The 13,370-nt window shown below is 72.1% G+C and carries 10 protein-coding genes; 9 read left to right on the forward strand and 1 reads right to left on the reverse strand.

Features of this window, described 5'->3' with window-relative positions; all coding sequences use genetic code 11:
• Positions 1-227: 227 nt before the first annotated feature.
• The gene (murA, locus tag ACZ6I3_RS17475; RefSeq protein WP_469415483.1) at positions 228-1,574 is read right to left on the reverse strand and encodes a UDP-N-acetylglucosamine 1-carboxyvinyltransferase; all 1,347 of its coding nucleotides are present in this window, start codon (positions 1,572-1,574) and stop codon (positions 228-230) included.
• Positions 1,575-1,826: 252 nt separating this feature from the next.
• Between murA and ACZ6I3_RS17480 the strand changes: the two genes are divergently transcribed.
• The 9 genes from ACZ6I3_RS17480 (at position 1,827) to ACZ6I3_RS17520 (ending at position 13,332) form a co-directional block, all read left to right on the forward strand.
• Complete coding sequence (locus ACZ6I3_RS17480; protein ID WP_469415485.1) at positions 1,827-2,399, forward strand: YqgE/AlgH family protein; 573 nt, start codon at positions 1,827-1,829, stop codon at positions 2,397-2,399.
• Between the two features lie 29 nt (positions 2,400-2,428).
• On the forward strand, positions 2,429-2,710 hold the full coding sequence (locus tag ACZ6I3_RS17485) for a DUF3039 domain-containing protein (protein ID WP_010039914.1): 282 nt from the start codon (positions 2,429-2,431) through the stop codon (positions 2,708-2,710).
• A 216-nt stretch (positions 2,711-2,926) separates the two neighbouring features.
• Positions 2,927-4,225 carry an extracellular solute-binding protein gene (locus ACZ6I3_RS17490; protein ID WP_469415487.1) on the forward strand — a complete coding sequence of 433 codons (1,299 nt, stop codon included), beginning with the start codon at positions 2,927-2,929 and terminating at the stop codon, positions 4,223-4,225.
• Positions 4,226-4,497: 272 nt separating this feature from the next.
• Complete coding sequence (locus tag ACZ6I3_RS17495) at positions 4,498-5,391, forward strand: carbohydrate ABC transporter permease (protein WP_469415705.1); 894 nt, start codon at positions 4,498-4,500, stop codon at positions 5,389-5,391.
• The gene (locus ACZ6I3_RS17500; RefSeq protein WP_469415488.1) at positions 5,388-6,233 is read left to right on the forward strand and encodes a carbohydrate ABC transporter permease; all 846 of its coding nucleotides are present in this window, start codon (positions 5,388-5,390) and stop codon (positions 6,231-6,233) included. Before ACZ6I3_RS17495 ends, ACZ6I3_RS17500 begins: the two co-directional genes overlap by 4 nt.
• A gap of 1 nt (position 6,234) precedes the next feature.
• Positions 6,235-7,872: a beta-N-acetylhexosaminidase gene (locus ACZ6I3_RS17505; protein ID WP_469415490.1), complete on the forward strand. Its 1,638-nt coding sequence runs from the start codon at positions 6,235-6,237 to the stop codon at positions 7,870-7,872.
• Positions 7,873-8,132: 260 nt separating this feature from the next.
• On the forward strand, positions 8,133-9,026 hold the full coding sequence (locus ACZ6I3_RS17510; protein WP_399025515.1) for an FAD binding domain-containing protein: 894 nt from the start codon (positions 8,133-8,135) through the stop codon (positions 9,024-9,026).
• A complete protein-coding gene (locus ACZ6I3_RS17515) occupies positions 9,023-11,035 on the forward strand; it encodes a (2Fe-2S)-binding protein (protein ID WP_469415492.1) in 2,013 nt (670 codons plus the stop codon). Before ACZ6I3_RS17510 ends, ACZ6I3_RS17515 begins: the two co-directional genes overlap by 4 nt.
• Positions 11,032-13,332: a xanthine dehydrogenase family protein molybdopterin-binding subunit gene (locus tag ACZ6I3_RS17520; RefSeq protein WP_469415494.1), complete on the forward strand. Its 2,301-nt coding sequence runs from the start codon at positions 11,032-11,034 to the stop codon at positions 13,330-13,332. Before ACZ6I3_RS17515 ends, ACZ6I3_RS17520 begins: the two co-directional genes overlap by 4 nt.
• Positions 13,333-13,370 lie beyond the last annotated feature (38 nt).

Genomic DNA, 13,370 nt, shown 5'->3' on the forward strand with positions numbered 1-13,370 from the left:
CGCACAGGCGTCGGCGGCGCTGGGGGAGGAGGACCCCACAGGGCCTCCGCTGGGTTGGCCCCACACATACCTCCCCCCCCCCCAAGGGCAACCCCTCCCCTCCCTCCCTCCGTTTCTCCACCCCGCCCGGGTCCCCCCCCCCTTTGGCATCACTGCGCGTGCCTACGGCTGACGCCCGGGGAGATGCCCCCGGGCGTCGGTCGGGCGGGCGTCGGGCCCGCGTGAGGTCAGCCCAGTGCCTTGCCCGGGAGCTCGACCTTCGCGCCCAGCTCCATCAGCTTCTCCATGAAGTTCTCGTAGCCGCGGTTGATGAGGCCGATGCCGTGGACACGGGACGTGCCCTGGGCCGCCAGGGCCGCGATGAGGTACGAGAAGCCGCCGCGGAGGTCGGGGATGACCAGGTCCGCGCCCTGGAGCTTGGTCGGGCCCGAGACGACGGCCGAGTGGAGGAAGTTGCGCTGGCCGAAGCGGCAGTCGGAGCCGCCCAGACACTCGCGGTAGAGCTGGATGTGCGCGCCCATCTGGTTCAGGGCGGAGGTGAAGCCGAGGCGGGACTCGTAGACCGTCTCGTGGACGATGGACAGGCCCGTGGCCTGGGTCAGGGCCACCACCAGCGGCTGCTGCCAGTCGGTCTGGAAGCCGGGGTGGACGTCCGTCTCCAGCGCGATGGACTTGAGCTGGCCGCCGGGGTGCCAGAAGCGGATGCCCTCGTCGTCGATCTCGAAGGCCCCGCCCACCTTCCGGAAGGTGTTCAGGAACGTCATCATCGAGCGCTGCTGCGCGCCGCGGACGTAGACGTTGCCCTCGGTCGCCAGCGCCGCCGACGCCCAGGACGCGGCCTCCAGCCGGTCCGACAGGGCGTGGTGGGTGTAGCCGCCGAGCTTGTCCACACCGGTGATGCGGATCGTCCGGTCGGTGTCCATCGCGATGATCGCGCCCATTTTCTGCAGAACGCAGATCAGGTCCTCGATCTCCGGCTCGACGGCCGCGTTGGACAGCTCCGTGACGCCCTCCGCGAGCACCGCCGTCAGCAGCACCTGCTCGGTCGCGCCGACGGACGGGTACGGAAGTCGGATCTTCGTACCGCGCAGCCGCTGCGGGGCCTCCAGGTACTGCCCGTCGTCCCGCTTCTCGATGGTCGCGCCGAACTGCCGCAGCACGTCGAAGTGGAAGTCGATGGGCCGGCCGCCGATGTCGCAGCCGCCGAGGCCGGGAATGAAGGCGTGGCCGAGGCGGTGCAGCAGCGGACCGCAGAACAGGATCGGGATGCGGCTCGAACCGGCGTGGGCATCGATGTCAGCGACGTTCGCGCTCTCCACGCGCGTCGGGTCCATCACCAGTTCGCCGGGCTCGTCCCCCGGACGGACCGTCACACCGTGCAGCTGCAGCAGGCCCCGTACGACCCGCACGTCGCGGATGTCCGGAACATTGCGCAGCCGGCTCGGAGCGCTGCCCAGCAGCGCCGCCACCATGGCCTTCGGTACGAGGTTCTTCGCACCGCGGACACGGATCTCGCCCTCCAGCGGGGTTCCGCCGTGGACAAGCAGTACGTCTTCAGTGCCGTTGACGGTCATGAATCTCGCGTTCCGTGGAGTCGGGCAGGGGCCAGAAGGGAAAGGGTAATCGCCTTCCACCCCCCTTCTGTAAGCCTGAGTCAGACCCAGACACGTCATAGCTCTGTCACAACACGAACCGTTCCGTGCCGGGCACATGGGGTCACGGTCACTTTCGTGCGCGTGGAACGCACCGGTGCGCCCTGAGCTGCATGCCCTCGCGTCCCCTCATTGCCTCCCCACACGGAGGGAAGATGCGGGATCATGTCTGCCATGACCGAGGTGTCCTCGCTCACAGGGCGGTTGCTCGTGGCCACCCCCGCCCTGGCGGACCCGAACTTCGACCGCGCGGTGGTGCTGCTCCTCGACCACGACGAGGAGGGTTCCCTCGGTGTCGTCCTCAACCGTCCCACCCCGGTGGACGTGAACGACATCCTGGAGGGCTGGGGCGACCTCGCCGGCGAGCCCGGCGTCGTCTTCCAGGGCGGTCCGGTGTCGCTGGACTCGGCCCTCGGGGTCGCGGTCGTCCCCGGCGGCGCGTCCGGGGAGCCCGGCCCGCTGGGCTGGCGCCGGGTGCACGGCGCGATCGGCCTGGTCGACCTGGAGGCCCCGCCGCAGCTCCTGGCCTCCGCCCTCGGCTCCCTGCGGATCTTCGCCGGATACGCCGGCTGGGGCCCGGGCCAGCTGGAGGATGAGCTGGTGGACGGCGCGTGGTACGTCGTGGAGTCGGAGCCCGGCGATGTCTCGTCCCCGTGTCCCGAGCGGCTCTGGCGCGAGGTCCTGCGCCGCCAGCGGGGCGAGCTGGCGATGGTGGCGACGTATCCGGACGACCCTTCGCTCAACTGATGCGTGTGAGCTTCAGTACCCTGGGGCCTATGAGCACTCTCGAGCCCGAGCGCGGGACTGGTACGGGGACCCTCGTAGAGCCGACGCCGCAGACCTCGCACGGTGACGGTGACCACGAGCGCTTCGCCCATTACGTCCAGAAGGACAAGATCATGGCGAGCGCCCTCGACGGCACCCCCGTCGTGGCGCTGTGCGGCAAGGTGTGGGTGCCGGGCCGCGACCCGAAGAAGTACCCCGTGTGTCCCATGTGCAAGGAGATCTACGAGTCCATGGGCTCCGGCGACGACGACAAGGGCAAGGGCGACAAGTAGCCCGCGCCCGGCCCGTGTGACCTGAGGCCTCCAGGGTGCGTTTTGCGTGCCCTGGAGGCTTTTGTGCTGTCCGGGCGTTGCACGGGACGCGTCAGCCGGTCACAGAGTGGTTGAGACCTCTTGTGGTCGTGTTCATGCAGTCCCTAGCCTCCGATGTGTTGTGCACAGCGAAACCTTCATTGCGCATGTTGCAACACTCCCTCGGAGGAGCACTTCATGAAGCTGTCCGTCCGTTTTGCCGGGCTCACGGCGCTCGCCACCCTGCTGGCCACCGCGTGCGCGCCCCAGACCTCCAGTAACTCCTCCTCCGACAAGGACGAGAAGACCGGCGCGCTGCGTGTCTGGCTCTTCCAGGAGGTCGGCAACACCCCCAAGGAGAAGGTCGTCGACTCGGTCGTCGCCGACTTCGAGAAGGCCCACAAGGGCACCGAGGTCAACGTCGAGTACATCCCGATCGACACCCGCGCCCAGCGCGTCAAGGCCGCCTTCAACGACCCCGCCTCCGCTCCCGACGTCATGGAGTACGGCAACACCGACACGGCCGGCTATGTGAAGGACGGCGGACTCCTCGACGTCACGAAGGACTTCGGCGACTGGAGCGAGGCGAAGGACACCGACCCGACCGCGAAGCAGTCGGTGACGGTGGACGGCAAGATGTACGGCGCCCCGTTCTACGTCGGCGTCCGCGCCCTGTACTACCGCACGGACGTCTTCGAGGAGCTGGGACTGAAGCCCCCGAAGACGATGGACGAACTGGCCTCCACCGCCCGTGCGATCCGTGCCGCGAAGCCCGACCTCTACGGGCTCGTCGTCGGCGGCGCCTACACCTACGGCGCGATGCCGTTCGTCTGGGCCAACGGCGGTGAACTGGCCAACGGCAAGGGCGGTTCGTACGCCTCCGGCATCGACAGCCCCGAGGCCCAGAAGGGCATCAAGGCGTACACGTCCCTCTTCGAGGACGACAACTGTCCGGCCGCCAAGTGCGCGGGCATGGGCGGCAACGACACGATCTCCGCCTTCGCCGCCGGGAAGGCCGGGATGGCGATCGGCGGCGACTTCAGCCACACCGCCGTCGAGGCCGGGAAGGTCAAGGGCAAGTACGCCGTCGTCCCGCTGCCGGGTGTGAAGTCCGGCTCGATCGCGCCCGCCTTCGCCGGTGGCAACAACATCGGCGTCCTGAAGAGCACCTCGCACCGCACGCTCGCCGTCGAACTCATGGAACAGCTCGCCTCGAAGAAGACGCAGACCGAGCTCTTCGGCGCGATGGGCTTCCTGCCGACCTTCACGGACGTACGGCAGCAGGTCGCGACGGAGGAGCCCTTCGTGAAGCCCTTCGTGCAGACGCTCTCGGCCGGCACCAAGTTCGTCCCCGCCTCGCCCGCGTGGGCCCAGATCGACTCCTCGCTCGTCCTGCCGACGATGTTCCAGGAGGTCATCGCCGGCAAGAAGGACGTGCCCGCCGCCTCCGAGAACGCCGCGAAGAAGATGAACGCCGCGTTCGGCTCCGCCGGGTGAGCCGGATGAACGACCGTAGGGAATCGGCGGGAGCCGACCTGGCGGGCGGTCCTGTCGGGAAGGTCTCGGCGGGAGCCGCGCGTGACCTGGCCGGGGGGCAGGCCGCGCATGCTCCCGCGAGCGTCGCCGCAGCGCCTGGCGGCCCGGCCGGGCCGACCGGGGACCGTTCCGGCGAGGCTCGCGCCGAGGAAGGCGGCGGTTCGCCGCGTCGGCCTTCGGGCCCGGGCGTCGGCGCGGCGCGGGCCGGGCGACCGGGGGCGCGCCGGGGCGGGGTGGGCAGGTCCGCGCTCCGCTCAGGCGGGTGGACGCCCTGGCTCTACCTCGCGCCCGCGCTCGTCGTGCTCGGCGGGCTGCTGGTCTACCCGATCTATCAACTCGGCCTGATCTCGTTCTTCGAGTACACCCAGGCCCAGGTCAGCGGTGGCGCACCGACCACCTTCCAGGGGTTCGCGAACTACGCCGAGCTGTTCGGGGACCCGCAGTTCTGGCAGGTGCTGCTCGCCACCCTGCTGTTCGCGGCGGCCTGCGTCGTCTCCACGCTCGCGGTCGGCTGCGCCCTCGCCGTGCTCCTCACGCGCGTGCGGGCCGTACCGCGACTCGCGCTGATGCTGGCCGCGCTGGGCGCGTGGGCGACCCCCGCCGTCACCGGCTCCACGGTCTGGCTGTTCCTCTTCGACCCGGACTTCGGCCCGGTCAACCGGATGCTCGGCCTCGGCGACCACTCATGGACGTACGGGCGTCTCAGCGCCTTCTTCCTCGTCCTGCTCGAAGTGGTGTGGTGCTCCTTCCCGTTCGTGATGGTGACCGTCTACGCCGGGATCCGCGCCGTACCCGCGGAGGTACTGGAGGCCGCCGCCCTGGACGGCGCCTCGCAGTGGCGCATCTGGCGCTCCGTACTCGCCCCGATGCTCCGGCCGATCCTGGTCGTCGTCACCATCCAGTCGGTCATCTGGGACTTCAAGGTCTTCACCCAGATCTACGTCATGACCAACGGCGGAGGCATCGCGGGCCAGAACATGGTCCTGAACGTCTACGCCTACCAGCAGGCGTTCGCGTCCTCGCAGTACAGCCTCGGCTCGGCGATCGGCGTCGTGATGCTGCTGATCCTGCTCGCCGTCACGCTGGTGTACCTGCGGCTGCTGCGCCGGCAGGGGGAGGAACTGTGAATTTTCCACGCGCCCGTGTCCGCCGCCCGGGGCGGCTGGCCGCCGAGGCCTCGGCCCTGCTGATCGCGGTCGTCGTGGCCTTCCCCCTCTACTGGATGGTGCTCAGCGCCTTCAAACCGGCCGGGGAGATCGAGTCGAGCGAGCCCCGGCCGTGGACTCTCGCGCCCTCCCTGGATTCCTTCCGGCGCGTCTTCGGGCAGCAGGAATTCGGCCGTTACTTCCTCAACAGCCTCGTCGTGGCGAGCTGTGTCGTGATCGCCTCCGCGCTGATCGCGTTTCTCGCCGCGACCGCCGTGACACGATTCCGCTTCCGCCTCCGGACCACCCTGCTGATCATGTTTCTGGTGGCCCAGATGGTGCCCGTGGAAGCCCTCACGATCCCCCTCTTCTTCCTCATGCGGGACTTCGGCCAGCTGAACACCCTCGGCTCGCTGATCCTGCCCCACATCGCCTTCTCGCTGCCCTTCGCGATCTGGATGCTGCGGGGGTTCGTGAAAGGTGTTCCGGAGGCGCTGGAGGAGGCCGCGTACATCGACGGGGCGAGCCGGGCACGATTCCTCTGGCAGATCCTTTTCCCCCTCGTCCTGCCGGGCCTCGTGGCCACCAGCGTGTTTTCGTTCATCTCCGCCTGGAACGACTTCCTCTTCGCCAAGTCGTTCATCATCAGTGACACTTCCCAGTCGACGCTGCCCATGGCGCTGCTGGTCTTCTACAAGCCCGACGACCCGGACTGGGGCGGCGTCATGGCCGCCTCCACGGTGATGACGATCCCGGTCCTGGTCTTCTTCGTACTCGTACAGCGGCGCCTGGTCTCCGGACTGGGCGGAGCGGTGAAGGACTGACGTGACCGATCTGATTCCGGCACCCCGAGGCCTCGTCACCGGCTCCGGCGAGGTGCGGCTGACGGCGCACTCCCGGCTCCACGCCGGTCCCGGGACGGAGGGCGTCGGCCACTGGCTGCGCACCGCCCTCCGGCAGGCCACCGGCCTGCCGCTCCACGAGGGGCGGGAACCCGACGACGCCGACCAGGACGCCGACCGCGACGGCATCACGCTCCGGCTCGCCCCCGAGGTCGGCCCCGAGGAGTACCGCCTCGTCAGCGACGCCGACGGCGTCCTCGTCGAGGGCGGCAGCGCGGCCGGTGTCTTCTGGGGCGCCCAGACGCTGCGGCAGCTCCTCGGCCCCGACGCGTACCGCAGGGCCCCGATCGGCCACGACCGCGCCCGGTCCGTGCCGCACCTCACGATCGAGGACGCGCCCCGATTCCGCTGGCGCGGCCTGATGCTCGACGTCGCCCGGCACTTCATGCCCAAGGAAGGCGTCCTGCGTTACCTCGATCTGATGGCGGCGCACAAACTCAACGTCTTCCACTTCCATCTGACGGACGACCAGGGCTGGCGCATCGAGATCGAGCGGCATCCGCGGCTGACGGAGATCGGCTCCTGGCGGGCCCGTACGAAAACCGGCCACCGCGCCTCGCCGCTGTGGGAGGAGAAGCCCCACGGCGGCTACTACACCCGGGACGACATCCGGGAGATCGTCGCCTACGCCGCCGAGCGGCATATCACCGTCGTCCCCGAAATCGACGTACCCGGCCACTCGCAGGCCGCCATCGCCGCGTACCCGGAACTCGGCAACACCGACGTCATCGACACCAACAGCCTCTCCGTCTGGGACACCTGGGGAATCAACCCGAACGTACTCGCACCCACTGACAACACCCTGCGCTTCTACGAGGGCGTCTTCGAGGAAGTCCTCGAGCTGTTCCCGTCGGAGTTCGTCCACATCGGCGGCGACGAATGCCCCAAGGAGCAGTGGCGGGACTCGGAGACCGCCCAGGCGCGCATCAGGGAACTCGGGCTCGCGGACGAGGACGAGCTCCAGTCCTGGTTCATCGGGCACTTCGACGCGTGGCTCTCCGCGCGCGGGCGCCGGCTGATCGGCTGGGACGAGATCCTGGAGGGCGGGCTGGCGAAGGGCGCGGCCGTCTCCTCCTGGCGCGGCTACGCCGGAGGCATCGCCGCCGCCCGGGCCGGCCACGACGTCGTCATGTGCCCCGAGCAGCAGGTGTATCTGGACCACCGTCAGGACCCGGGCCCCGACGAGCCGGTACCGATCGGGTGGGTGCGCACCCTGGAGGACGTCTACCGGTTCGAGCCCGTGCCGCCGGAGCTGACGCCCGAGGAGACCCGGCACGTGCTGGGCACCCAGGCCAACCTGTGGACCGAGGTGATGGAGGACCCCGCGCGCGTGGACTACCAGGCGTTCCCCCGGCTCGCGGCCTTCGCCGAGGTCGCCTGGAGCGCCCTGCCCGCCCCGGCGGAACGGGACTTCACCGGCTTCGAGCACCGGATGACGGCCCACTACCGGCGGCTCGACGCCCTGGGCGTCGCCTACCGGCCCCCCGCTGGTCCGCTGCCCTGGCAGCGGCGCCCAGGGGTGCTGGGGCGCCCGGTCGACGGCCCGCCGCCCAACCGCTGATACCTGCTCGCGGCTACCGAACAGCTCGAACAGGCCACGGAAAATGCGCACAAGGGTCACCGAAAGTGCCAATCGGCACGCACTGGTGAACCCGTGCGAAAACGGACCATCTCCCCGATGAGGTGGGCGAATGCCTCCTAGCGGACCCGTGTCTTCGGCTCTCGCCAAGATGTGCCAGAGTTGCCACGTCCGCCCTGTCAGCACGTACCGTACGGCAGCACAGGTGGGACCAGGTGGGGCAGCGGGAAGGGGCAGCCGGTTTGACCACGCACGCACCGCAGGCGGCGCAGGCCGTCACGCTGCCCACGACGCTGGACGAGGCCGTCGCGGCACTCACCGCCGTGCCCGCCGCCGTGCCCGTCGCGGGCGGCACCGACCTGATGGCCTCCGTCAACTCCGGGCAGCTCAGGCCCGCCGCGCTGGTGGGACTCGGCCGGATCAGCGAGATCCGCGGCTGGCAGTACCAGGACGGCCACGCGCTGCTCGGCGCGGGCCTCACCCACGCGCGCATGGGACGCCCCGACTTCGCGGCCCTGATCCCGGCGCTCGCCGCAGCCGCGCGCGCCGCGGGCCCGCCGCACATCCGCAACGCGGGCACCCTGGGCGGCAACATCGCCTCCGCCGCACCCACCGGTGACGCGCTGCCGGTGCTGGCGGCCCTGGAGGCGACCCTGATCATCGCGGGCCCGGGCGGAGTCCGCCGCGAGATCCCGGTGTCGCACCTGCTGGCCGGGATGGACATGCTGCGCGCCGGCGAACTCATCGGCTACGTGCGCGTGCCGCTGCTGCACGCCCCGCAGGTCTTCCTGAAGGCGACCGGCCGCACCGGCCCCGGGCGCGCGGTGGCCTCCGTGGCCCTGGTCCTGGACCCCGCGCGCCGGGGAGTGCGCTGCGCGGTGGGCGCCATAGCGCCGATGGCGCTGCGGCCCCTCGAAGCCGAGGAATGGGTCGGCCGGCTCATCGACTGGGACAACAACCGCGCGATCGTGCCGGAGGCGCTGAACGCCTTCGGGGAGTACGTCGCCACGGCCTGCATCCCCGACGCGGCCCCGGCCGAGGACGGCTCCGTACCGCAGCTTCCGCCCGCCGTACTGCACCTGCGGCGCACCGTCGCCGCGCTGGCCCGACGAGCACTGGGGAGGGCGCTGTCGTGACCGACGACCAGCACGGACAGGGCACACCCCGGGGCGGCAGCCGCTGGGACCCGCTGCCCCAGGGCGAGTACGACGACGGCGCCACCGCCTTCGTCGAGCTGCCCGAGGGAGGCATCGACGCCCTGCTGGCCGCCGACAGCCCCCTCGCCGCGCCCGGCCACGGCTACGTACCGCCGCAGATAACGGTCGACCCCGCCACGACCGCCGGAACCGACCCGGCCGCCACGAGCGCGTGGCCGGTGCCCGGCGCGCCCGTCGACGGCGCCCAGTGGCACGACCCGCACGCGGCACACCAGCAGCAGGGCCACGAGCTCGCGGAGCAGCCCTACGGGGCCGACACGCCGTACGGATCCGACGCGCCCTACGGCTCCGGCACGCCGTACGGATCCGACCCCGGGACGGGACAGCACGGCGGGGACGACCGGTTCACGTACAACCCCGGAGCCACCGGGCAGTGGAACTTCGAGGAGGCCGCGGCGGCGGAACCCGCGCCCGGCCATGACGTGACCGGGCAGTGGTCCATCCCCGTCGCCGGGGGCGACCTTCCGGACGAGTCGGGCGAGTTCACCACGTCCTCGCTGGTCGAGCAGTGGGGCGGCAACCCGCCGGCCACGCTCCCGGGCGGCGCGCCCGCGCCGTGGGCGACACAGGCGCCGGGCGAGCCGTGGGGGCAGCAGGTCCCGCAGGACGCGCCGGGCCACGAGCAGGCCGGGCCGGGCTACCCGCAGGAACACGAGCAGGGTCGCGGGCACGGGCAGCAGGGGCTCGCCGGACCGCCCTCCGCGTACGCACCGGACCAGAGCGCGCACGCCCCGGAGCAGCCGCCCGCCGGACCGCTGCCGCAGGAGACGGACCCGACGCACCGGACGCCGGGCAGCGGCCACGCGCCTGAGCCGTCCGGCTTCGCCGACCACGGTGTCGATCACGGTGCCGATCACGCGGCCGAGCCGTCCGGCATGCCAGGCCACGCACCGGAACCGTCCGGCCCCGCCGGACACCCGGACGAGTACCCCGCGCCCTCCGAGCCCGCCCAGCCGTACGAGGCACACGCCGAACACCCCGTGCCCCCGGAGGCCGTTCAGGAGGCCTCACAGGCCACTCCCGGGCCCGGTGAGGCCGACGGGCCCGCCGAGGACGCCCCGGACGCCGCAGAGGGCGCTGACGGCCCCGCCGAGCCGGTCGCCGTGCCCCTCCCCGACATGGCGGACGCGGACACGGACTCCGGCCCGGAGGCCGCCGACGGCGAGTCCCCGGACGCCCCGGCACCGGAGGTCCCCTCCGGCGCCGACGACGACGCGGCCGCAGCACCCCAGGACGCACCCACCCTCCCGCAGGAGGAACACCCCCTCGCCTCCTTCGTCCTGCGCGTCAACGGCACCGACCGCCCCGTCACCGACGCGTGGATCGGCGAGTCCCTGCTGTACGTGCTGCGCGAGCGGCTCGGGCTGGCCGGCGCCAAGGACGGCTGCTCGCAGGGCGAGTGCGGGGCGTGCAACGTCCAGGTCGACGGGCGGCTCGTCGCGTCCTGCCTGGTCCCCGCAGTCACCGCCGCCGGCAGCGAGGTCCGCACCGTCGAGGGCCTGGCCGAGGACGGGCAGCCCTCGGACGTCCAGCGGGCGCTCGCGCGCTGCGGCGCCGTGCAGTGCGGCTTCTGCGTACCGGGCATGGCGATGACCGTGCACGACCTCCTGGAGGGCAACCCGGCGCCCACCGAGCTGGAGACCCGCCAGGCGCTCTGCGGCAACCTGTGCCGCTGCTCCGGCTACCGGGGCGTGGTCGACGCCGTGAAGGACGTCGTCGCCGAACGCGAGACGCACGCCGCGCCCGCCGCGGGCGACTCCGACGAGGCCCGTATCCCGCGCCAGGCGGGCCCGGGCGCCGGCGGCGTCCACCCGTCGGCCTTCGGATCGCCCCCGGACGCGCACGCCCAGGGCGGCGGGCATGCCCCGGACTCGCACTCCCCGGACCCGCACGACCAGCCCTACGGCCAGGACGGAGGCCCCGCGTGAGCAACGAAGCAGCCACCGCTCAGCCCGCGGAGGCCGCCCCCGAACCGCTGCCGCACGGCCTCGGCGTCTCCCTCCCGCCCGCGGACGCCCGCGCCAAGACGGAGGGCACCTTCCCGTACGCCGCCGACCTGTGGGCCGAGGGACTGCTGTGGGCGGCCGTGCTGCGCTCGCCGCACCCGCACGCGCGCATCGTGTCGATCGACACCTCCCACGCGCGCGAGATGGCCGGCGTACGCGCCGTCGTCACCCACGAGGACATCCCCGGCAGCCCGTTGCACGGCCGCACGGCCGACCGCCCGGTCTTCGCCTCCGAGGTCGTACGCCACCACGGCGAGCCCATCGCCGCCGTCGCCGCCGACCACCCGGACACCGCGCGCATGGCCGCCGCCGCCGTCATCGTCGAGTACGACGTGCTCGACCCGGTGACCGACCCGGAGCATGCCTTCGAGGCCGAGCCCCTGCACCCCGACGGCAACCTGATCCGGCACATCCCGCTGCACCACGGCGACCCGGACGCGGCCGGCGAGATCGTCGTCGAAGGCCTGTACCGCATCGGCCGCCAGGACCCCGCGCCCATCGGCGCCGAGGCGGGCCTGGCCGTACCGCGCCCGGACGGCGGCGTGGAGCTGTACCTCGCCTCCACCGACCCCCACTCCGACCGCGACGCGGCCGCCGCCGCCTTCGGCCTGGAGCCCGAGCGCGTCAAGGTCGTCGTCACCGGGGTCCCCGGCGCCACGGCAGACCGCGAGGACCAGAGCTTCCAGCTCCCGCTCGGCCTGCTGGCGCTGCGGACCGGCTGCCCGGTGAAGCTCACGGCCACGCGCGAGGAGTCGTTCCTCGGCCACGCCCACCGGCACCCCACCCTCCTGCGCTACCGCCACCACGCGGACGCCGAGGGCACGCTCGTCAAGGTCGAGGCGCAGATCCTGCTCGACGCGGGCGCCTACGCCGACAGCTCAGCCGAGGCCCTCGCCGCCGCCGTGGGCTTCGCCTGCGGCCCGTACGTCGTCCCGAACGCCTTCATCGAGGGCTGGGCCGTACGCACCAACAACCCCCCGTCCGGCCACGTACGCGGCGAAGGGGCCATGCAGGTCTGCGCCGCCTACGAGGCGCAGATGGACAAGATCGCCAAGAAGCTCGGCATCGACCCGGCCGAGGTGCGGCTGCGCAACGCCATGGCCACGGGCGACGTACTCCCGACCGGCCAGACGGTGACCTGCCCGGCCCCGGTCGCCGAACTCCTCCAGGCGGTCCGGGACTTCCCCCTCCCGCCGCTCCCCAAGGACACCCCCGAGGACGAGTGGCTGCTGCCCGGCGGCCCCGAGGGCGCGGGCGAACCGGGCGCGGTGCGCCGGGGCGTGGGCTACGGCGTGGGCATGGTGCACATGCTCGGCGCGGAGGGCGCGGACGAGGTCTCCACGGCGACCGTCAAGGTCCACGACGGGGTCGCGACGGTCCTGTGCGCCGCCGTCGAGACCGGCCAGGGCTTCACGACCCTGGCCCGGCAGATCGTCCAGGAGACGCTCGGCGTCGACGAGGTGCACGTGGCGCCGGTCGACACCGACCAGCCCACGGCGGGCGCGGCCTGCCACGGCCGGCACACCTGGGTGTCGGGCGGTGCGGTGGAGCGCGCGGCCAAGATGGTCCGTACGCAGCTCCTCCAGCCGCTCGCCCACAAGTTCGGCATGTCCACGGAGCTGCTCCAGATCAACGACGGCAAGATCACGTCGTACGACGGAGTCCTCTCGACGACCGTCACCGAGGCGCTGGACGGTAAGGAACTGTGGGCCACCGCCCAGTGCCGCCCGCACCCGACCGAGCCGCTGAACGAGGCCGGGCAGGGCGACGCCTTCGTGGGCATGTCCTTCTGCGCGATCCGCGCGGTGGTGGACGTCGACATCGAGATCGGCTCCGTACGGGTCGTGGAACTGGCCGTCGCCCAGGACGTGGGGCGGGTCCTGAACCCGGCCCAGCTGGCCGCCCGCATCGAGGCGGGTGTGACCCAGGGCGTGGGCATCGCGCTGACCGAGAACCTGCGCACCCCGCGCGGCCTGATCCGCCACCCCGACCTGACCGGCTACGCCCTCCCGACGGCCCTCGACGCGCCGGACATCCGCATCGTCAAGCTGGTCGAGGAACGCGACGTGGTCGCCCCCTTCGGCGCGAAGGCGGCGAGCGCGGTGCCGGTGGTGACGTCCCCGGCGGCCGTCGCGTCCGCGGTACGGGCCGCCACGGGCCGCCCGGTGAACCGGCTGCCGATCCGCCCGCAGGCCGCGGTGGTGACGGAACGGTCCTGAGGGCCGCTCCGTGCCTGGAGGCGATTCGCGTCGAGAGG

Source organism: Streptomyces sp. NPDC041940, from assembly GCF_055589465.1.

Bases quoted from the DNA above. Each gene is read 5' to 3' on its own strand.
- ACZ6I3_RS17480 (WP_469415485.1), top strand. From the start codon at position 1,827: ATGACCGAGGTGTCCTCGCTCACAGGGCGGTTGCTCGTGGCCACCCCC.
- murA (WP_469415483.1), bottom strand. From the start codon at position 1,574: ATGACCGTCAACGGCACTGAAGACGTACTGCTTGTCCACGGCGGAACC.
- ACZ6I3_RS17485 (WP_010039914.1), top strand. From the start codon at position 2,429: ATGAGCACTCTCGAGCCCGAGCGCGGGACTGGTACGGGGACCCTCGTA.
- ACZ6I3_RS17490 (WP_469415487.1), top strand. From the start codon at position 2,927: ATGAAGCTGTCCGTCCGTTTTGCCGGGCTCACGGCGCTCGCCACCCTG.